Below are 19,650 nucleotides of genomic sequence, written 5' to 3' on the forward strand. Positions count from 1 at the left end.
GTCCCCGCGGCCTCTTCGTGCTTTCTCTCGCGGCCTCGGCGCCGATCTCGACAAGAAGGAGGACGCGATGAGCGTCCAGGCCGGTCCGACGGCAACCGGCGCCGCCAAGGCGCAACAGGCGCAGCAGGCGCGAGACGGCGAAGGCGGCCTCGCGACCGTCCGCCGGCTGTGGCCCTATATCTGGCCATCCGACCGGCCCGATCTGCGGCTCCGCGTCTTCCTCGCCATCGTCGTTCTGGCGCTCGCCAAGGTCGTCACCGTCTACGTGCCCTATTTCTACAAATGGGCCACCGACGCCCTGGTCGGCCCGGCGGCGGCTGGATCGGCGGAGGCGCGCGGTCTCGCCGTCGCGGTCACCGTGCCGGTCATGCTCGTCGTCGCCTATGGCATGGGCCGGGTCCTGGCGACGGCCTTCAACCAGATCCGCGATGCGCTCTTCGCGCGGGTGAGCGAGCACGCCATCCGCCGCCTCGGCCACCGCGCCTTCGTCCACATGCACCAGCTGTCGCTGCGCTTCCATCTGCAGCGGCGGACCGGCGGCCTGTCGCGCACCATGGATCACGGGATGAAGGGCATCGACGCGATCGTCGACCACATCATCCTCAATGCCGCGCCGACCGTGCTCGAGTTCGTGCTCGCGGCGGGCGTCATCGCCTGGCACTTCGATTCGCGCTATCTGGCGGTGATCGTCGTGACGATCGTCCTCTATGTCTGGTTCACGGTCGTCGCCTCGAACTGGCGGATCGCCATCCGCCGCGAGATGAATGCGGCCGACACCGAGGCGAGCGGCAAGGCGGTCGACAGCCTGCTCAATTACGAGACGGTCAAGTATTTCGGCAACGAGCCGATGGAGGCGGCGCGCTATGACCGCAGCCTCGCCCGCTACGAAGCCGCCTCGGTCAAGACCTGGACCTCGCTCGCCTGGCTCAATCTCGGCCAGACGGTGATCTTCTCGATCGGCATGATCCTCTGCATGGTGCTCTCCGGCATCGCCGTGATGCGCGGCACGCAGACGATCGGCGATTTCGTGATGATCAATGCGCTGCTGATCCAGCTCTCCATGCCGCTCAATTTCATCGGCATGATCTATCGCGAGCTGAAGCAGGGGCTCGCCGATGTCGAGGCGATGTTCGCGCTGCTCGATGTCGATCCGGAGGTGAAGGACAGGCCGAATGCGGCGGATCTCGCGGTCTCGGCCGCGACGGTGCGATTCGAGAACGTCTCCTTCCACTATGATCCGGCACGTCCGATCCTGAAGGACGTCTCCTTCGAGGTGCCGTCGGGCAAGACCGTCGCGATCGTCGGCCCCTCCGGCGCCGGCAAGTCGACCATTTCGCGCCTGCTCTTCCGCTTCTACGATGTCACCGGCGGGCGCATCCTGATCGACGGGCAGGACATCCGCGACGTCAACCAGGCGAGCGTGCGAGCGGCGATCGGCATGGTCCCGCAGGACACGGTGCTCTTCAACGACACGATCGCCTACAACATCCGCTACGGCCGACCGGCGGCGACCGATGCCGAACTGCACGCCGCCGCCGCGATGGCTCAGATCGGCGGCTTCATCGAGAGCCTGCCGGACGGTTATGCGACGGAGGTCGGCGAACGCGGCCTGAAGCTCTCCGGCGGCGAGAAACAGCGCGTCGCGATCGCCCGCACCATTCTGAAGGCGCCGCCGATCCTCGTTCTCGACGAGGCGACCTCGGCGCTCGACACCCATACCGAGCGCGAGATTCAGGAGGCGCTCGACCGCGTCTCGACGGGCCGCACCACGCTCGTCATCGCGCACCGGCTGTCGACCGTCGTCAATGCCGACCAGATCATCGTGCTCGAGGCCGGGCGGATCGCCGAGCGCGGCACGCATGACGAACTGATCGCCGAGGGCGGGCTCTACGCCTCGATGTGGAGCCGGCAGCGCGAGGCGGCGGAAGCGGCCGAGCGGCTGCGCCAGGTCGAGGCGACGGACACGCTCGGTATCGTCAGGCGCGGCGTGCCGGCGGCGGAATAGGCGGGCCGGCTTCTCGCTTTATGCGGTGTGTGGCCGCCGGCGCTTCAGCGCCGACCAGGTGAGCGCCGTCGCGACCGTGATGACGACGAAGATCACGCCGATCACATTGATCACCGGGGTCAGGCCGAAGCGGAAGCGGGCGCCGATCTCGGTGACGAGCGTCCATTCGCTGCCGATCGTGAAGACGGTGGTGTTGTAGTTCTCGATCGACTGCAGCACGGCGATCAGCGTCGCGGCGCCGATCGAGGGCATCAGGAAGGGCAGGGTGATCCGCCGGAAGACCAAGAGCGGGGAGGCACCGAGATCGAGCGCCGCCTCCTCGAGGCTGCGGTCCTGCCGCTGCAGCCGCGCCATGAACATCAGCATGGCGTAGGAGGCGATGAAGGTCGACTGGGCGATCGTGGCGAGGAACAGGCCGCCGCCGACGCCGAGGGGCCGCCAGAATACGAGCGTCGAGATCGCGATGATGATGCCGGGCGTCAGCACCGGCGAGACGAGCGCGCCGTAGAGAAGGCCACCGAACCGGGACGAGAGGCGCGTCAGGACGAGCGCGCCGGCGAGGCCTAGCGGGATCGAGAGCGCGACGACCCCGGCGGCGACCATGAAGGAATTGAGGAGACCCCGCAGGATCCGCGCGTCATGGACGAGGGCGGAGAACCATTCGAGCGTGAAGCCGCGCCACTGCGTCACCGACGGGTAGGGATAGGCGTTGAAGGCGGCGAGCGACATCACCGCGAGCGGCGCGAACAGATAGACGAGGAACAGCGCCATATAGCCGGAAAGCAGCGCATCGGCGAGGCGGGACCGGCTCATTTGGCGATGTCCCGGATGCCGACGCCGAACAGCCGCATGACGGCGAAGATGAAGACGATGCAGACGATCAGCAACGCGAAGGAATAGGCCGCACCGACATTCCAGTCGTTCGAGACGAAGAACTGCCGGTAGACGAGCTGCGAGAACCAGTCGCCCGAGAGCCCGCGCGTCATGATCTGCGGCACCGAATAGGAGCCGACCGAGAGCATGAAGGTCATGATGCAGCCGACCGCGATGCCGGGCTTCGCATGCGGGATGATCACCCGCCAATGGGTGCGCGGCGTCGAGGCGCCGAGATCCTGCGCCGCCTCGATCTGGTTGCGGTCGAGCGTCTGCAGCGCATTGAGGATCGGGAACACCATGAAGAGCACATAGGCGTAGACCATCGCGACGAAGACCGCCGCCGGGCTCTCGAGGAAGGGGATCCAGGTCTTCTGCTCGAAGGAGACGAGCCCGATCGTCTGCAGGAAACCGTTGATGACGCCCTGATAGTCGAGGATCATCAGCCAGGCATAGACGCGCAGCAGCTCGTTGATCGCATAGGGCACGGTGAGGCAGAGCAAGAGCACCGCCGCCTTCGCCGGCTTTGCGACATGCGCGATCATATAGGCGACGGGATAGCAGACGACGAGCGAAAGCAGCGTTACGAGAAGGGCATAGAGGATGGTCTTCACGAAAATGTAGAAGTGCAGGCCGCTCATACGCGTGTAGTTCTGCAGCCCGTAGACCTTCGGGGGTTCCTTCTCCTGCGCTTCGAGCGTGGCGATCTCGGCTTCGAGTGCGGCGACCTTCTCTTCCATCGCCGGCTTCTCCGCCGCCGGCGCGGCCTGGAGGTCGAAGCGCAGGAGATCGATCTCGGTATAGGCCCGGTCGATCCGGAGCGACACGTCGCCCGCGCTCTGCCGGCTCCACAGCGACTGTTCGAGCATCATCGCCTGCGGCAGCACGATCATCACGACGAGCCAGAACGCGCAGAGGAGCAGCGCGAGCGCGGCGATGCCGCCGCCATAAGCGCGCCGGAAGGTGGCAAAGCCGCCGATGCCCGCCGAAGGCCGACGCCGGCGGGGCGTCGCCGCCGGCGCGGCGCCGAGGCCGATCGGGGGAATGTCGCCGAGCGGGCGCGCCGTCATCGCCTCAGCCTTCCGCGAGGCCGCCGGCGGGCAGGACCCGCGCATCGGCGGCAGCGAAGCCGATCGTGTGGCGGCTGCCGGGCTCGGCCGCCGAGTCCGCCTCGCCATTGGCGAGTTGAACCCGGATCGGCTCGCCACCCGCGGCGAACATCAGCGTGACGAAGGAGCCCTCGAGATCGCGCCGCAGGAGTTCGGCCGGCAGCGCCGCATCCGGGATCGTGCCGTTCGCGAAGCGCATCCGCTCCGGCCGCACGAAGAGCATCGCCTCATCGCCCACCGCGAGCCGTCCGCCGGGCCGGCCGCGTAACGGGCCGAAGGGGGAGGCGATCTCCGCCGTGTCGGCGTCGAGACCGGTGACCTTGCCGCGGAAAACGTTGTTCTCGCCGACGAAGGTGGCGACGAAGGGCGTCGCCGGTCGCGCATAGATCTCGTCCGCCGTGCCGATCTGCTCGACCCGGCCGCGCCGCATCACTGCGATGCGGTCGCTCATCATCAGCGCCTCGCCCTGGTCATGGGTGATGAAGACGAAGGTGACGCCGGTCTGGCGCTGGATCTGCTTCAGCTCGGCCCGCATGTGCTGCCTGAGCTTGAGGTCGAGCGCGGAAAGCGGCTCGTCGAGGAGAAGAACGGCCGGCTCGACGGCGAGCGCCCGGGCGATCGCGACGCGCTGGCGCTGGCCGCCGGACATTTCGGAGGGCTTCTTGCCGCCCTGGCCGGCGAGGCCGACCAGCGCCAGCAACTCCTCCGCCCGATCGCGCCGCCTCGCCTTCGACATGCCGCGCGCCTCGAGGCCGAAGGCGACGTTCTCGGCGACGCTCATCAGCGGGAAGAGCGCGAGATTCTGGAAGATGAGCGCCGTCGGACGGGCGTTCGGTCCTCTTCCGGCCATGTCCTCGCCGCCGATCAGCACGCGGCCGGCGGTCGGCTCGATGAAGCCGGAGATCATCCTGAGGATCGTCGTCTTGCCGCAGCCGGAGGGCCCGAGGATCGAGAAGAACTCGCCGGCCCGGATGTCGAGCGAGGTTCGCTCGACGGCGAGGAAATCGCCGAACTGCATCTCGACATCGACGAGTTCGACCGGTCTGCCGCGCGCAGCTGTGCCGCCGGATGCGCTCATGGACGTCCTCTGTCGATCGCGGGGGGCGAGGCGGAGGAGGGGCTCCGGCAGAACCGGAGCCCCCTTCGTATCAGGCGTTGGTCAGCTTCTCGGTGTATTCGGCGCGCAGAGCCGCATAGAAATCGGTCTGCATCGGCCACCAGAAGAGATTGTCGATCGTGCCGGCCGGATAGGCGGCGGCAAAGTCCTCCTTCGCCTCGGCCGACAGGTGCTGGTCGGAGTCGACGGCGCAGGAGTTGTAGCCGGTGGCATTCGCAAAGGTGCCGCCGACTTCCGGCTGGAACAGGTAGTTCGCGAAGGCATAGGCCTGGTCGAGATTGGCCGCACCCGCCGGAATGGCGAGCGTGTCGGTCCAGGCGAGGCCACCTTCCTTCGGCATGCCGTAGCGCCACTTCGGATCGGTCTTGCGCTTCAGCAGAATGCCGGTCGTGTCCCAGGTCTGGCCGATCGAGCAGGCGGCGTCGGTGAAAGCGGCGGTCGCCTCGGTCGCATTGTTCCAGTAGGCGCCGATATTGGCGCGGTGCTCGAGGACGAACTTCAGGCAGGCCTCGAAGACGCGGCGGCTGTCCGCCTCGGACTTGTACATGTCCATGGCGCGGTCGGACTTCTCGATGCCGGCCGCGTCGAGATAGAGCGCGACGCTGTTGAAGACCGATTTCTGGCGGATCGCGACCTGCTTATCGAGGCCCGACGTCCACATGTCGCCATAGGAGAGCTCGCCCGACTTCAGGTCGTGCTTGGTCGAGTCCCAGGTGACGGCCTCGGTGCCCCAGTCGAAGGGCACGAGATAGCGCTTGCCGCGATGCGAGGCGCCGAGGGCGAGCGAGTTGCGGTAGATCGCCGGGATCACCTGCTCGACCTTGAACTTCGCTTCGTCGATCGGCTGCAGAAGGTTGTCCTTGTAATAGTTCGGGCCGGTGTCGACCGAGGGGAAGAAGATGTCGTAGCCCTTGCCGCCGGCGGCACGCAGCTTGTTCTCGATCTCTTCGTTGCCGCCATAGGTCGAGAGGTTCACCTTGATGCCGGTGGCCTTCTCGAAATCGGCGATGATGGTGTTCTTGTCGAAATAATCGCCCCAGGCGGCGACGTCGACGCTGCCCGAGGAGGACAGCGCGTCGTGGGCGCGCAGGATGACGGGCGCGGCGAGGAGCGCGGCGCTCGTCTTGAGCACGGTACGGCGGTTGATCGTCATTGTTCCGTTCCTCTCTTCGCGTCCCTGAAAGGTCCGGCCTCGGTCGCGCGGGGCGCGTCACGGTGGCGGGCCGCCGGGCCAAGGCACTCCCCCGGGTACCAGCTCGCCTCTAGCGAGGCCCCGTGACGGCTGTGTGACGCCGGGCGAGCTTGGGTTGCGGCCATCATGCCCGTGGCGCGGGCATACTGACAAGGCGGATTGCGACGCCTTAGCCGACGAAGAAAAGCCCCCGCCGCGATGATGCGACAGGGGCCGGGCCGGGAAGAGGAAACGGGAGGGCGGCGCCTACCAGGCGCCGGCACGGATCGGCTGGTCGAGCCCGGCGGAGGCGGGCGCGGCGGCCTCGATCGGAGCCTGAACGCCGCCGGGGGCGGGCAGGGCCGGCGCCCGTGCCCCGCTCGTCACCGGCTGAAGGCTCTTCAGTGCATCGGCGAAAGCGTCGTTGCGGCGGAGCGCCTCGCGGCCGGCGGCAATCACCAGATCGACCTGCGCTTTCGGCAGCTTGAGCCGGGTCGGCACGCGCTGCAGCTCGGCGCGCTCTCCGGCATCGAGTTCCTCGAAGCCCACTTCGCCGACGAAGAGTTTCACGTCGCGGCAGTTCCAGCCATTGACCGAGCCGCGCAGCCGCTCGACCTCGTTGCGCGGCAGACCGCAACGCCAGTCGATCAGCTGCTTGTGCCAGCGCTGCATTTCCTGGCGCAGGCTGTCGAACCCTTCGCGGACCGACGCGTCGATCGCGGTATCGGTGACCGCCATGACGAGATCGGCGAGGCCGGGCTGCTCCGTCGAGGAGGCCCAGTCGGCGTTCTGCGTCTGCCCAGCATTGCCGACGAGGAACACGAGCCGGCGCATCTTCACCGCCTCGGAAGGCGAGAGCGGGCCATAGGGCGTCTGCGACGAGGCGCGCGCGATCGAGAAGCCGGTGATGCCGAAATTGTCGGTGATGCCGCCGTCGACGAGTTTTACGAATTTCAGCTTCTCGGGATCCTGATAGCTGTCGAGCGCCCGGGCATAGGCCTTCAGCCCGCTCGAGACATTGGGCGTGTTGAGCGCCGAGACGAGCCAGCCGGGCTGCTTGTAGCCGCAGCTGCCGCCATAGGCGGCGAGCTGGATCGGCGCAAAGACGACCGGCACCGCCGCGGAGGCGGCGACGGCCTCGGCGATCGGCAGCTGGTCGAGATCGCTGCAGAGCGCGGAGAAGGTGTCGTAGGTGAAGAGGAAGGGGGTACGGTTGTAGAGGTCGGTCGCGTTGATCCAGACGGTCGGCGCGCCCGGCCGGCGGAGCTGGCCGAAGCGGGCTCCGGAGAAGACGTTCTTGTCGAGCCAGCGGCCGAAGCTGCTGCGGTCGTTCACGCCGCCGCCGATCGCCCGCAGGATATTGGTCGGCTGCATCACCGAGGTGCGCATCGACGCCTCGCCGTCGCGGATCAGGAAGCGCTCGCGGAAATCGCGGTAGCCGCGCGTGCCGTTGAGGCCGAAATAGGCGGCAGCGACCGAGCCGCCCGAGACGCCCGACACCATGCGCACCGAATCGAGCATCGAGCCCTCGCCGCCCGGCAGCGGCGTCGCTTCGAGTTCCCGCATCATGCCATAGGCGAAGGCCGCGGCGCGCGTGCCGCCGCCCGAGAAGGCGAGGCCGACGACGGTCGAGCCGGACGTGTCGAGGCCGGCGATGGCGGCGGAGGCGGGCATCGGCGCCACGGTCGCGGCGACCGGCGCGTTGATCGGCTCGTTGATCGCGCTCAGGCAGCCGGAGAGCGCGAGCGCCGCTCCGAGCGCGGCCGCGAGGCCCAGCCGGCGGGCGCGCTTGTCTCTCGTCGCGTTCTCGATCTGCTGCACGGTCTCACTCTCGCACCCGACACCCCGGCGGAGCCATGGCCTGCGACAAGGGCGAAGGTATGGCGCGGAGAAGGCGCGAATCGGCCCCCGCGGCCCGCCGCAGGAGTCAGGAGGGGGCGCCGAGGGCTCCCGTCTCGCGGTCGAACCGCCAGACCTTGTGGCCGTCGAGCCGGGTGCCGCCCCACCAGCGGTCGAGCCCGCTCATCGCGACGTGATCCTCCTCGCCGGCGAGCACCGCCTCGCCCAGTTCGGAAAGGAACAGGTCGGCGAGGAGATAGTCGTCCCGCTCGGTCTCGAGCGTCGGATAGATGTGCGGCAGACCCTCGACGAGCGGAACGGCGCAGAAGGCGAGATCGTCGAGCAGCCGGTAGAAGCTCCAGTCGCCGAGGAAAGGCGCCGTCTCGCCGAGCGCCACATGGCGGAAGAGAGAACGGGGCGTCGCCTCGCCGCGGCCCACCGATTCGAGGATGCGCGCCTCGGTGAGGCCGAGGCCGCTCTCCGGCGCCGGCAGTTCCTCGACGAAACGGCGCAGCGCCGCGTCGAGGAAGGGCAGGGCATCGCCGAGCGTGCCGAGCCGGGCAACGATGTGCTCCGGTGTCGAGCGGCCGAGATCGGCAAAGACGCCCTGCGCGAGATCGAGATCGGCCGCCGTGAGCGGCCGGGCCCGCGCGGCGAAGCGGCCGATCGTCTCCGGCCGCTGTCGGGTCAGGAAATCGTCCGCCTGGACGAGCACCACACCCTCGGTCCGTCCGACCGAGGCGAAGAAATCGAGGATCTGCAGCAATTGCAGCTGGTCGTAGAGGTCGTGCTCGAGCCAGATCTCGATCCGGTCGAAGGCGCCATGGTCGTGCATCACCTCGTCGCGGTCGACGAAGCCGACCGCCAGCGCCTCGTCGGGCAGGCCGAAGCGGCGGCGCAGATATGCGACCCGCAGGGCCGACAGGCCCTCGAGGCTCGCGCCGGCGACGATCGGCCCCTCGTGCAGCGCGTCGCGCCAGGGAAGGACCGGTCCGTCGAGCGTGGTCGCCCGAAGCAGTTCGGCCGCGGCGTCGCCATTGGTGAGGTAGAGCGTCGTCATCGGTCCTTCATCGTCAGGGGCGAGGAAGAATGCAAGGCGCCCAAGAGAAACGAACGGCGCGCCCCTTCCGCCGTTCCGCCCTTGGCGCTAGAAGCGGCGAAGACGTCAGCCACGGGGCCCCGCCATGACCGCGATCATCGACATCACCGCCCGCCAGATCCTCGACAGCCGCGGCAATCCGACGGTCGAGGTCGACGTGACCCTCGAAGACGGCTCGACCGGCCGTGCCGCTGTGCCCTCGGGCGCCTCGACCGGCGCGCACGAAGCGGTCGAACTGCGCGACGGCGACAAGGCGCGCTATCTCGGCAAGGGTGTGCAAAACGCCGTCGACGCGGTCAATGGCGAGATCTCGGATGCCGTCGGCGGCATGGACGCCGAAGACCAGGCGCTGATCGACAAGGTGATGATCGAGCTCGACGGCACGCACAACAAGGCGCGGCTCGGCGCGAACGCTATTCTCGGCGTGTCGCTCGCGGTGGCGAAGGCGGCGGCCGAGGCGGCCGCCCTGCCGCTCTACCGCTATGTCGGCGGCGTCAATGCGAAGACGCTCCCGGTGCCGATGATGAACATCATCAATGGCGGCGTGCACGCCGACAACCCGATCGACTTCCAGGAATTCATGATCCTGCCGGTCGGCGCGCCCTCGCTCGCCGAGGCCGTGCGGATGGGCTCGGAGATCTTCCACACGCTGAAGAAGCAGCTGAAGGACGCCGGCCACAACACCAATGTGGGCGACGAGGGCGGCTTCGCGCCGAACCTGCCGTCCGCGGTCGCCGCGCTCGATTTCGTCAGCAAGGCGATCGAGAAGGCCGGCTACCGGCCGGGCGAGGACGTCTATATCGGCCTCGACTGCGCCTCGACGGAGTTCTTCAAGAACGGCCGCTACGAGTATGAGGGGGAAGGCATCGCCCGTTCGATCGACGAGCAGGTCGCCTATCTCGCCGATCTCGTCTCGAAGTTCCCGATCATTTCGATCGAGGACGGCATGAGCGAGGACGACTGGACGGGCTGGAAGGAGCTGACCAACGCGATCGGCAGCAGGTGCCAGCTGGTCGGCGACGACCTCTTCGTCACCAATTCGAAGCGCCTCGCCGACGGCATCGCCCGCGGCGTCGGCAATTCGATCCTCGTCAAGGTCAACCAGATCGGCACGCTGACCGAGACGCTCGACGCGGTCGAGCTCGCACACAAGGCGGGCTATACCGCGGTGATGTCGCACCGCTCGGGCGAGACCGAGGATTCGACCATCGCCGACCTCGCCGTCGCGACCAATTGCGGGCAGATCAAGACCGGCTCGCTCGCCCGCTCCGACCGGACCGCGAAGTATAACCAGTTGATCCGCATCGAGGGCGAACTCGGCCCGATGGCGAAGTATGCGGGCCGGAGCGTGCTGAAGGGGTGATCGCTCTTCGGGGCGGCGCGACGAAGTGCCGCCCCGTCTGCCATGCTCCCATTCGGGATTCCGCACACGCGGTGCTTGTGGGACAGGCTGAGGCGCCTTAGGAGATCGGCCGCATCTCCGCTTCGGGTTCCGTCATGTCGCGCCACCGCGGGAAATCCCAGTCCTCGCCGGCGGTCGTTCTCGTTGCGACGCAGCGAAGCCATTGGGGCGCCTGCCGTTTTCCTTCCGCCTTGCGGCGGGGCGGGTTCTTCGTCGTCATCCTCGCCCGGCCGCGGAGCCTGATCGCACTCGGCCGCGACCGAATCCGTGATCGGTTCGTTCTGTTGCGCAGCCGGCGGCTGGTGCCCGTCATGCGTGCCGATCTCGAACACGCCATCCAGGGCCTCTCCGACCTGCGCATCGTGCCGACCGACGACGGCGCCCATCACCTGCTCGCCCGGCTGCTGCGCGACGACACCGACCGCAGCGCTCCGCTCTCGCCGACGCTCCGCTCGGCGCTCGATCGGTCTCTCGGCGCGGCGGACAACGTGGCCATGCGCACAGACAAGACGGCGATCCAGGCCCTAGCGCAACGGACTGGCGTCGACGTACCAGCGGGCGGCCCGGTCGAGAGCGAGGACGAGGCGCTCCGCCTCGGGGCGGGACTCGGCTACCCGGTGCTCCTGAAGCTGCCGCGCGGCGCGGGCGGCGGCGGCATCGCGCTCTGCGAAGATGCAGCGAGCCTCACCGCGGCCTATCGGCGTCTCGTTCCGGACGCGAAGACGCCCCAAGGCGCCATCCGCCGCTTCATGGAACGGCTCGTCCTTTCGGACACGCCCGGGACGCCTTCGGTACAGAAATTCATAGCCGGCGAGACGGGGATCAGCTGCGCCTATGCCGAGGAGGGCCGGACGCTGGCCGTGATGACGGCGCTCGTCATCGCGCAGCGCGGGCCGACACGGCCGGCGACCGCCGTGCGGCTGGTGCGCCACCCCGCCATGGAGGAGGCGACCGCCCGCATGGTGGCGGGGCTCGGCGCGTCGGGCTTCCTGTCCTTCGACTTCGTCATCGAGCCGGGGACCGGCAGGGCCTTGCTGCTCGAATGCAATCCGCGGCCGATCCAGATGATGCCGCTCGGACCCAGGATCGGTGCAGACCTCATCGGCGCGATGCGCGCCGGACGATCCGGCCGGCTGGAGGGGCCGGCCGACCCGCTCGACGTCGCGCTCTTCCCGCAGGAATGGGGCCGTGATCCGCAGAGCCCGCTGCTCGTGCACGGCATCCATGACGTGCCCTGGGACGAGCCGCTGCTGCTCGCTGCGATGATGAAGCGGGCAGAGCGCCATCACCGCAGCCTCGTCTCGGAAGGCCTCGCCGGGCCGGCGGAGGAACCGCCGGTCGCGCCCGCCTCCTGGCCTGCCCTCGACACGCCGTCGCAGGCGGCGCGCGTTGCTGAACCGTGACGGGGCGCCGGCGTTCTGATACGCACGCAGCGGGCCGGAGCCAGCACCCATGTTTCTCGTCAAGATCTATGTCGTGATCGCCATCATCTTCTCGGCGATCACCTTCATGTCGCTCGAAGCGAACGACTATACGGACGATTCGATTCGCCGCTGCGCCGACCTGTCGAGCGATGTCGGCGGCGTGCGGATCCCCGCCAAATGGCAGTTCGCGCTCTACAAGGGCTTTCTGTGGCCGGTCAGCCTCTGGAACGAGTACGTCCAGAGCAACAATCGCAGCTTCACCGACTGGCTGATGACCTGGTACGATCCCTTCGAGGGCGAGTGCCGCCAGCGCCCGGCGCGCTGAGCGGCGCGGAAGGCCGGGAGACGGGCAGCACCCGGCCTCTTCAGCCGGCCCTGCGACGGCCGGGGCGGGGTTTCGTCGATGACGAAGGCCGGCGACGGCCGGGCGTCACACGGGGGAATCTACCCGGTTGCCCGCCCGCCGCGCTCTCCGAATTGCCTCTGCCGGAGCCGTGGCGCGCCGGCCGCGATCAGGCTGCCCTGGCGGCGAGCGCCTGATCGGCGGTGATCGCCGTTTCCGGCGTTCCGGAGACGATCAACTCGAGCACCTCGTGCTCGTCGGTGTGGGCGATGTAGCGGTCGCCGACATTCTGGCCGCGCTTCAGCACCATGATGCGGTCGCCGACCTCGAAGATGTCGGTCAGGCGGTGCGAGATGATGATCTGCGCGACGCCCTGCCGCTTCAGCTCGGCCATGGTCTCGAGCAGCCGCTCGGTCGCCATCACGGAGAGATTGGCGGTCGGCTCGTCGAGGATGACGACGCGCGGGTTGAAGGAGATCGCGCGCGCGATCGCCACCGATTGCTGGCGGCCGCCCGACAGGCTCTCGACCTTCTGGAACACCGAATTGACGTCGACCTTCAACCGCGACAGCACGGCCTCGGCGTCGGCATACATCCGCTTGCGGTCGACGAACAGGCCGCGCCGCGGCCAGCGGCCGAGGAAGATGTTCTGCGCGATGTCCATGTTCCCGCAGAGCGCGAAATCCTGGTAGATCATCTCGATCCCCTTGTCGCGGCTCTCGTGCGGGCTGCGGAAGTCCGTCGGCTGGCCGTCGACGAGCACATCGCCCGTGTCGCGGTGGTAGGCGCCGGTCAGAACCTTCATCAGCGTCGACTTGCCGGCCGAATTGTCCCCGACGAGACCGAGGATCTCGCCGGGCGCCAGCGTGAAGTTGACGTCCTTCAGCGCCTGGACCGGACCAAACGCCTTGTTGATGTTCCGCATCTGGATGAGCGGGGTCTTGGTCTCAGGCATGAGCGCTTCCCTTGGCGGGGGTCGAACGACGAGCGAAACGGCGGCGGATCGAGCCGACGAGGTCGCCCTGTCGGAACCAGATGTCGCCGAGCACAGCGGTGATCAGGATGAGGCCGATGAAGACGTTCACCCAGTGCTGCGGCATCACGAAGGAACTGCCGTCCGGCAGCAACACCTGCAGCGACAGGAGCGCGCGGATGAGCGCGATCACCGCCGCGCCGGCGAGCGCGCCGATCACCGTGCCATAGCCGCCGAAGATCGATCCGCCGCCGATGATCACGGCGGCGATCGCGTCGAGCTCGCGGAGCTGGCCGGCGGACGGATTGAAGCTGCGCAGGAAGGCGATGTAGATCACGCCCGCCGCCGCGGCGCAGAGCGCCGAGAAGACGAGGCTGAGGAAACGCACCCGGTTGGTGTTGATGCCGGCATATTCCGCCGCGCGGCGGTTGCCGCCGGTCGCATAGACCATCTGGCCGAACGGCGTCTTGGCGAGCACGATGCCGGCGACGAGCGCGACGAGGAGCATGAAGATCGTCTGCACGCTCAGCGCCGCGGCGATCTCATAGGCGAGCGAGCCCGGCTCCGGCGCGATGCCGAAATAGCGCAGCACCTCGATCAGCTTGCGCCCGAGGAGATTGAAGTTCTCGCTGAAGCCGGAGAGCTGGCGTCCCGCCACCATCCACGCGCCGATGCCGCGCGCCATATAGAACATGCCGAGCGTCGCAACGAAGGCCGGCAGGCCGAAGCGCACGGTGAGCAGGGCATTGACGAAGCCGGCCGCGGCGCCCGCGGCGAGCGCGATGAACACCGCCGACCAGGGGTCGAAGCCGAGCTGCTTCATCAGGAAGGCGGCCGTCGCGCCCGACAGCGCCAGAACGGAGCCGACCGACAGGTCGATGTCGCCGTTGGCGATCACATAGGTGAGGCCGATCGAGAGCAGGCCCACCTCGGTGAAGGAGAGCAGGAGATTGAAGGAATTGTCGATCGAGCCCCAGAAATCGGGGCGCAGATAGAGGCCGACGGCCCACAGCACGATCGTCAGCATGATCGCCGCGGCGTCACGCCGGGCGAGGAACTTGCCGAGGCCGCGCGCCCGGAGCGCCTTGTCCGACGCCGTGGAGCCTTTCGTCTGAGCGCCTTCGATGGCGACGCCGCCGACCTCGATCAGCGGCGGCAAGGGCCGGCCGCGCAGCCGCGCGAGCAGGCGCGGGAACACCTGGCGGCGGATGATCCAGGGCTCGATGAGCACGGCGAGGAGCAGGATGATGCCGAGGAAGGCCGGCACGGCGCCTGGCGGCAGCTGCGCCATGCCCTGCACCTGCATCTCGACATCGCCGACCTTGACGATCCGCGTCATCGGGATGCCTTCGCGCAACACCTTGTCGATCAGGGTCACCAGCATGGCGCCGAGCGCGCCGCCGAGCACGCGGCCCCGGCCGCCGAGGATCGACGCGCCGCCGACGATCACCGCGGCGATCACGATCAGCTCGGCGCCCTGGCCGTATTGCGAGGTGACGCCCTTGTCCTGCGCGACGTTGAGCAGGCCGGCGAGGGTGGCGCAGAGCGCCGAGAGCACATAGGCGCGGATGCGCACCCGCTTGGTCGGAATGCCGGCATAGCTCGCCGCCATCTCGTTGCCGCCGGTCGCATAGGTCTCGTAGCCCCAGCGCGTCTTGGCGAGCGCAAACACGCCGACCAGCGCGACGAGGGCGAAGACGAGGATCTGGTTGTTGAAGCCGAAGCCGTTATTGGCGCCGAGGGCGAAGAACCAGCCGCCATCGCTCGTCGCCTTGTCGGAATAGGAGATCGTCTTGCCGCCGGTCAACCCGAGCACCAGGCCGCGCCCGATGAAGAGCATGGTCAGCGTGGTGATGAAGGAAGGGACGCGCAGCGTCGTGACGAGGAAGCCGTTGACCAGTCCCACCGCAACGCCGAAGGCGACGGCGGCGAGGATCGAGGGCACGATGCCGAGATCGTAGTGCGAGCGGGCGAAGCAGATCGAGAAGACGGTGGCGACGAGGCCGACCGTCGATCCGACCGAAAGGTCGAGATCCTTGTTGACGATCACGAAGGTCATGCCGACCGCCATGATGCCGACGCGCGCGGTGTCGCGCAGCACCGAGACGAGCGCGTCGGCCTTGCCGAAGAAGACCGGATTGATGAAGACGCCGACGAGATAGAGCAGCGCCATGAAGAGGATGAGCCCGACCTCCCAGCCGCCGATCAACTCGAGCGGCAGGCGGCGTGAGGGCTTGGGCGAGGAAACGGTCGCAACGGCCATGGTGTCTCGGCGTGGGCGAGAGGCGTCGATACGGAGCGGACTGCGCCCGTCGGGGCGCAGTCCTCAACCGTGGTGCGGGGCCCGCGAAGGCTCCCGCGCGGGACATCAGTTCTCGAAGCGCTTGCCGACCTTGTCGACGTTCTCTTTGGTGACGAGCTGCGCCTTGGTGTCGAGGTCGGCCGCCTGAACGCCGCGGTCGATCTCGAGATAGAGCTGCGCGACGGGCCAGAAGCCCTGCAGGAAGGGCTGCTGGCCGAGCGAGCCGGTGAGCGCGTCGCTCTTGATCAGCTCCTGCTGCTTCGGACCGAGGTCGAAGCCGAAGGCGCAGACCTTGCCGTTCATGCCGAGCTGGGCGATCGCGTCGCCGAGCGCCGGCGTCACGAAGGCGTTCGCCGCGAAGGCGCCGACGACATCGCCGCGCGACTCGATCAGGCTGACGATCGAGTTGACGATGTCGTCCTTGTTGACGTCGACGCCGATGTTCTCCGGGCCGGCATCGACCTTGAAGTTGGCGAGCTTGCCGGCGTCGTTGAGCGTCTTGACGATCGCCTCGAAGGCGGCGGTGACGCGGCGGTTGACTTCCACATTGCCGAGCGTGGTGGTCGACGGCAGGATGATCGAGCCGCCCTCGACGCCCTTGTCGAGCAGGCACTTGGCGAGCGCCTCGCCGCCGACGGCGGCGGCCGCCGACGACTGGCCGGTGTGGCTGATCTGGTTGCGGTGGGCGAGCGCGGGGTCGAACGAATTGGTCGTGGCGACCGGGATGCCGTTGGCGAAGGCCTTGTTGACGATGTCGTCATAGGCGCCCGACTGCGGCGTCGTCATCACGATGCCGTCGATCGTCGGATCATTGATGACCTGGTTGAGGATCTCGATCTCGCGCGGAATATCGTCGACCGGCGCTTCCGAGCCGAGCATGATCAGGTTGATGCCGAACGCGTCGGCCGCCACTTTCGCGCCGACATAGGTCGGGTCGAAGAAGCCGTTGCCGGCGGTGTGCGTGATGACGGCAAAGGTCAGCTTGCCGTCGGCGGAATGGAAGTTCTTCGTCCCCTCGGCTTCCTTGGCGGCATCGCCGAAGGTGTAGCCGCCGACGGCCTTCTCCAGAACGCCCGACTGCGCATGCGCGAAGGTCGCGACGACGGAGACGGAGGCGCAGAGCGCCATCGTCTTCAGTACCGATTTCATTGTGATCCTCCCAAGATCGCTCCCCCGAAATGATACGATCATTCCGAGCGGGCCGCAGCATAGGCAAGCCTGCGGCCGGCTGCAATCGGGGTCCGAAGAAAAGGCTGACGCGGGGGAAGCGCCGTCGACGCGGCATCCCCTCTGTGCGAAGTTCGCCGCCGCCCGAACCCACCCGCCGACCTGCCGAGGACAAGATGGCCGAGATCGCGTTCGTCCCGCTGACGCCCACCCTGCACCGGCTCGCCGAGGGGCCCTCGTGGGACGATCGCCGGGGCGCGCTGCTCTATTGCGATATCCCCGAGGGCCGCATCCGTGCGGTGACGCCGGACGGGCTCGAGGTCGACCTGTGGACGCTGCCCGACATCGTCTGTTCGTTCGGTCTCTGCGAGTCGGGGCGGCTGGTCGTGGCGCTGCGCGACCGGGTGGTGCTGTTCGACCCCTCGAGCGGTGGCATCGAGACGCTCGCCACCATCGAGGCCGACAATCCGGCGACCCGGCTCAATGACGGCAAGGTCGGCCCGGACGGCGCTTTCTGGGTCGGGACGATGGACGAAAGCCCGGCGAAGCGGAAGGTCGGGGCGCTCTACCGCGTCACCGCCGACGGCTCGGTCGAGAAGAAGGTGGAGGGGCTCGGCGTCTCGAACGGCCTCGCCTTTGCCGCCGACGGCCGCACCCTGTTCCATGCCGACAGCCGGGGTCCCTGGATCGATCGCTGGACGCTCGACCCGGCGACCGGCGCGCTGTCCGACCGCGTCCGCCTCGCGGAGCTCGACGAGGCCACCGGCCGGCCGGACGGCGGCGCGACCGATGTCGAGGGCTATTACTGGAGCGCCGGCGTGTCGGCGGCCCGCCTCAACCGCTTCGCGCCCGACGGGCGACTCGTGGAAAGCCATTCCATTCCGGCCGCTGCGCCGACCATGCCGTGCTTCGGCGGACCCGACATGAAAACGCTTTTCGTCACCAGTCTCAGGACCGGCCGCACCGAGGAACAGCTCGCCCGTTATCCCTTGAGCGGATCCGTATTCGTAGGACGATCCACCGTCGCCGGCGTCCCCGTCGGCCGATTCCGCGGCGTCTGAGCGCGGGCCGGCGCGGCAGCAGCGCGTGCACCGCAAACGCTCCGTTAATCCTCTTTGGCGATGGTTCGTTCACCATGCGCCAATTCCGGAGATCAGCGGTGACGACACGCCAGCGCCGGCGATCGATGCTCGGCATGTTGATCGTTCCCGCCGCCTCGGTCGCGATGCTCGGCTATTTCGCCTATCACTCCTTCAACGGCGATTACGGCATCTGGTCGCGCGAGCGGATGGAGGCGGAGGCGGTGCGGCTCGAGGCCGAGCTCGCTGCGCTGCAAAAGGAGCGCAAGGCGCTCGCCTTCCGTGCGGACCTTCTGCGCTCGGAAAGTCTCGATCCGGACATGGTCGACGAGCGCGCACGGCGCAATCTGAACGTTCTCCACCCCGATGAGCTGATGATCGACATGGGTGCGCTGCAGCAAGACGGACGCTGACTCCGCCCCGTCTCATTCGTCCGATCAACCGGATTTTGGTTCATTTCTATTTTCGCAGCGAAGTCATGTATTTGGCGCATGGCTTCGATGCTCGCCGCGCATCTTTCCTTGCCCCTCGCCTTGCGGTAACGTCCGCGCCATCAAGGGGTAGGATAACGCTCGGAGAACTTCCGCATGGCCGTAGCCAAGAGGGCAGGGGGCCGCACGGCCGCCGCTTCCGCAGCACGCAAGCCGGCGACGCGTTCGGGCGGCAAGGCCGCGACGAAGGCGGCCGCCGTCGAGACGCCGGCTTTCACCAGGGACGAGGAACTCTTCGCCTATCGCGAAATGCTGCTGATCCGCCGCTTCGAGGAGAAGGCGGGCCAGATGTACGGCATGGGGCTGATCGGCGGCTTCTGCCATCTCTATATCGGCCAGGAGGCCGTCGTCGTCGGCATGCAGATGGCGATCCGCGACGGCGAGGATCAGGTCATCACCGGCTATCGCGACCACGGCCACATGCTGGCGACCGGCATGGACGCGAAGGGGGTGATGGCCGAGCTGACCGGCCGGCGCGGCGGCTATTCGCGCGGCAAGGGCGGCTCGATGCACATGTTCAGCCGCGAGAAGCAGTTCTTCGGCGGCCACGGCATCGTCGGGGCGCAGGTCTCGCTCGGCACCGGCCTCGCCTTCGCCAACCGCTACCGCGGCAACGATACCGTCTCGCTCACCTATTTCGGCGATGGCGCGTCCAATCAGGGCCAGGTCTATGAGAGCTTCAACATGGCGAAGCTCTGGAGCCTTCCCGTCGTCTATATCATCGAGAACAACCGCTACGGCATGGGCACCTCGGTCGCTCGCGCTTCGGGCCAGCCGGACCTCCACCGCCGCGGCGCCTCGTTCGACATTCCCGGCGAGCAGGTCGACGGCATGGACGTGCGCGCCGTGCGCGCGGCCGGGGAGCGGGCGGTCGCCTGGTGCCGGGCCGGCAAGGGTCCCTATATCCTCGAAATGCTGACCTACCGCTATCGCGGTCATTCCATGTCCGATCCGGCGAAATACCGCTCGAAGGACGAGGTGCAGAAGATGCGCACCGAACATGATCCGATCGAACAGGTCCGTGCGCGGCTGCTCGCGGAGGGCTGGGCGAGCGAGGACGAACTCAAGGACATCGACAAGCAGGTCCGCGACATCGTTGCCGAGGCGGCGGATTTCGCGACCCACGATCCCGAGCCCGATCCGTCGGAGCTGTGGACCGACATCGTCAAGGAGACGGTGGCCTGAGGCCGCCCGGCCGGCGTGCCGCCGGCCGATCAGAGGGATGACCGCTTCCGCGCGGCGCGACAGGCCGAGCC

The 19,650-nt window shown here is 67.9% G+C and carries 16 protein-coding genes; 7 read left to right on the plus strand and 9 right to left on the minus strand.

The window, feature by feature from the left end; translation table 11 throughout:
* Positions 1-67 precede the first annotated feature (67 nt).
* The gene (locus GGQ63_RS01200; RefSeq protein ID WP_183851769.1) at positions 68-2,005 is read left to right on the plus strand and encodes an ABCB family ABC transporter ATP-binding protein/permease; all 1,938 of its coding nucleotides are present in this window, start codon (positions 68-70) and stop codon (positions 2,003-2,005) included.
* An 18-nt stretch (positions 2,006-2,023) separates the two neighbouring features.
* On the opposite strand, the gene GGQ63_RS01205 is transcribed toward GGQ63_RS01200, so the two are convergent.
* From GGQ63_RS01205 to GGQ63_RS01230, 6 genes are all read right to left on the minus strand, one after another.
* A complete protein-coding gene (locus GGQ63_RS01205; RefSeq protein WP_183851770.1) occupies positions 2,024-2,818 on the minus strand; it encodes an ABC transporter permease in 795 nt (264 codons plus the stop codon).
* Positions 2,815-3,948: an ABC transporter permease gene (locus tag GGQ63_RS01210; RefSeq protein ID WP_183851771.1), complete on the minus strand. Its 1,134-nt coding sequence runs from the start codon at positions 3,946-3,948 to the stop codon at positions 2,815-2,817. Before GGQ63_RS01210 ends, GGQ63_RS01205 begins: the two co-directional genes overlap by 4 nt.
* Positions 3,949-3,952: 4 nt before the next feature.
* Positions 3,953-5,065, minus strand: a complete 1,113-nt coding sequence (locus GGQ63_RS01215; RefSeq protein ID WP_183851772.1) for an ABC transporter ATP-binding protein — start codon at positions 5,063-5,065, stop codon at positions 3,953-3,955.
* Between the two features lie 70 nt (positions 5,066-5,135).
* Complete coding sequence (locus GGQ63_RS01220; protein WP_183851773.1) at positions 5,136-6,257, minus strand: extracellular solute-binding protein; 1,122 nt, start codon at positions 6,255-6,257, stop codon at positions 5,136-5,138.
* A gap of 285 nt (positions 6,258-6,542) precedes the next feature.
* The gene (locus tag GGQ63_RS01225) at positions 6,543-8,096 is read right to left on the minus strand and encodes a patatin-like phospholipase family protein (protein ID WP_183851774.1); all 1,554 of its coding nucleotides are present in this window, start codon (positions 8,094-8,096) and stop codon (positions 6,543-6,545) included.
* Positions 8,097-8,202: 106 nt separating this feature from the next.
* Positions 8,203-9,174, minus strand: a complete 972-nt coding sequence (locus GGQ63_RS01230) for a hypothetical protein (RefSeq protein ID WP_183851775.1) — start codon at positions 9,172-9,174, stop codon at positions 8,203-8,205.
* Between the two features lie 124 nt (positions 9,175-9,298).
* Between GGQ63_RS01230 and eno the strand changes: the two genes are divergently transcribed.
* From eno to GGQ63_RS01245, 3 genes are all read left to right on the plus strand, one after another.
* Complete coding sequence (gene eno, locus GGQ63_RS01235) at positions 9,299-10,576, plus strand: phosphopyruvate hydratase (protein WP_183851776.1); 1,278 nt, start codon at positions 9,299-9,301, stop codon at positions 10,574-10,576.
* 134 nt (positions 10,577-10,710) lie between these two features.
* On the plus strand, positions 10,711-12,018 hold the full coding sequence (locus GGQ63_RS01240) for an ATP-binding protein (RefSeq protein WP_183851777.1): 1,308 nt from the start codon (positions 10,711-10,713) through the stop codon (positions 12,016-12,018).
* Positions 12,019-12,067: 49 nt separating this feature from the next.
* Positions 12,068-12,364 carry a hypothetical protein gene (locus GGQ63_RS01245; RefSeq protein ID WP_183851778.1) on the plus strand — a complete coding sequence of 99 codons (297 nt, stop codon included), beginning with the start codon at positions 12,068-12,070 and terminating at the stop codon, positions 12,362-12,364.
* A 187-nt stretch (positions 12,365-12,551) separates the two neighbouring features.
* Here GGQ63_RS01245 and GGQ63_RS01250 read toward each other — a convergent pair whose 3' ends face one another.
* The 3 genes from GGQ63_RS01250 to GGQ63_RS01260 all read right to left on the minus strand — a co-directional run bounded on the left by GGQ63_RS01250 (position 12,552) and on the right by GGQ63_RS01260 (position 16,806).
* The gene (locus tag GGQ63_RS01250) at positions 12,552-13,337 is read right to left on the minus strand and encodes an ATP-binding cassette domain-containing protein (protein WP_183851779.1); all 786 of its coding nucleotides are present in this window, start codon (positions 13,335-13,337) and stop codon (positions 12,552-12,554) included.
* Positions 13,330-15,618, minus strand: coding sequence for an ABC transporter permease (locus GGQ63_RS01255; protein WP_183851780.1), 2,289 nt, complete (start codon positions 15,616-15,618; stop codon positions 13,330-13,332). The genes GGQ63_RS01250 and GGQ63_RS01255 overlap by 8 nt, the downstream gene beginning before the upstream one ends.
* A gap of 105 nt (positions 15,619-15,723) precedes the next feature.
* Positions 15,724-16,806 (minus strand): substrate-binding domain-containing protein, encoded by a 1,083-nt coding sequence (locus tag GGQ63_RS01260; RefSeq protein ID WP_183851781.1) that lies wholly within the window; start codon positions 16,804-16,806, stop codon positions 15,724-15,726.
* Positions 16,807-17,000: 194 nt separating this feature from the next.
* Here GGQ63_RS01260 and GGQ63_RS01265 point away from each other — a divergent pair, with 194 nt between their 5' ends.
* The 3 genes from GGQ63_RS01265 (at position 17,001) to pdhA (ending at position 19,579) form a co-directional block, all read left to right on the plus strand.
* On the plus strand, positions 17,001-17,885 hold the full coding sequence (locus GGQ63_RS01265; RefSeq protein WP_183851782.1) for an SMP-30/gluconolactonase/LRE family protein: 885 nt from the start codon (positions 17,001-17,003) through the stop codon (positions 17,883-17,885).
* Between the two features lie 134 nt (positions 17,886-18,019).
* Positions 18,020-18,316, plus strand: coding sequence for an FtsB family cell division protein (locus GGQ63_RS01270; RefSeq protein ID WP_246429552.1), 297 nt, complete (start codon positions 18,020-18,022; stop codon positions 18,314-18,316).
* Positions 18,317-18,490: 174 nt separating this feature from the next.
* Positions 18,491-19,579, plus strand: a complete 1,089-nt coding sequence (gene pdhA, locus GGQ63_RS01275; protein WP_183851783.1) for a pyruvate dehydrogenase (acetyl-transferring) E1 component subunit alpha — start codon at positions 18,491-18,493, stop codon at positions 19,577-19,579.
* The last annotated feature ends 71 nt before the right edge of the window (positions 19,580-19,650 follow it).

It is taken from the genome of Prosthecomicrobium pneumaticum, from assembly GCF_014199915.1.
GTDB classification, from domain to species: Bacteria; Pseudomonadota; Alphaproteobacteria; order Rhizobiales; family Kaistiaceae; genus Prosthecomicrobium; species Prosthecomicrobium pneumaticum.

Coding starts and splice junctions, on each gene's coding strand:
- GGQ63_RS01200 (WP_183851769.1), top strand. CDS start 68: ATGAGCGTCCAGGCCGGTCCGACGGCAACCGGCGCCGCCAAGGCGCAA.
- GGQ63_RS01205 (WP_183851770.1), bottom strand. CDS start 2,818: ATGAGCCGGTCCCGCCTCGCCGATGCGCTGCTTTCCGGCTATATGGCG.
- GGQ63_RS01210 (WP_183851771.1), bottom strand. CDS start 3,948: ATGACGGCGCGCCCGCTCGGCGACATTCCCCCGATCGGCCTCGGCGCC.
- GGQ63_RS01215 (WP_183851772.1), bottom strand. CDS start 5,065: ATGAGCGCATCCGGCGGCACAGCTGCGCGCGGCAGACCGGTCGAACTC.
- GGQ63_RS01220 (WP_183851773.1), bottom strand. CDS start 6,257: ATGACGATCAACCGCCGTACCGTGCTCAAGACGAGCGCCGCGCTCCTC.
- GGQ63_RS01230 (WP_183851775.1), bottom strand. CDS start 9,174: ATGACGACGCTCTACCTCACCAATGGCGACGCCGCGGCCGAACTGCTT.
- eno (WP_183851776.1), top strand. CDS start 9,299: ATGACCGCGATCATCGACATCACCGCCCGCCAGATCCTCGACAGCCGC.
- GGQ63_RS01240 (WP_183851777.1), top strand. CDS start 10,711: ATGTCGCGCCACCGCGGGAAATCCCAGTCCTCGCCGGCGGTCGTTCTC.
- GGQ63_RS01245 (WP_183851778.1), top strand. CDS start 12,068: ATGTTTCTCGTCAAGATCTATGTCGTGATCGCCATCATCTTCTCGGCG.
- GGQ63_RS01250 (WP_183851779.1), bottom strand. CDS start 13,337: ATGCCTGAGACCAAGACCCCGCTCATCCAGATGCGGAACATCAACAAG.
- GGQ63_RS01255 (WP_183851780.1), bottom strand. CDS start 15,618: ATGGCCGTTGCGACCGTTTCCTCGCCCAAGCCCTCACGCCGCCTGCCG.
- GGQ63_RS01260 (WP_183851781.1), bottom strand. CDS start 16,806: ATGAAATCGGTACTGAAGACGATGGCGCTCTGCGCCTCCGTCTCCGTC.
- GGQ63_RS01265 (WP_183851782.1), top strand. CDS start 17,001: ATGGCCGAGATCGCGTTCGTCCCGCTGACGCCCACCCTGCACCGGCTC.
- GGQ63_RS01270 (WP_246429552.1), top strand. CDS start 18,020: ATGTTGATCGTTCCCGCCGCCTCGGTCGCGATGCTCGGCTATTTCGCC.
- pdhA (WP_183851783.1), top strand. CDS start 18,491: ATGGCCGTAGCCAAGAGGGCAGGGGGCCGCACGGCCGCCGCTTCCGCA.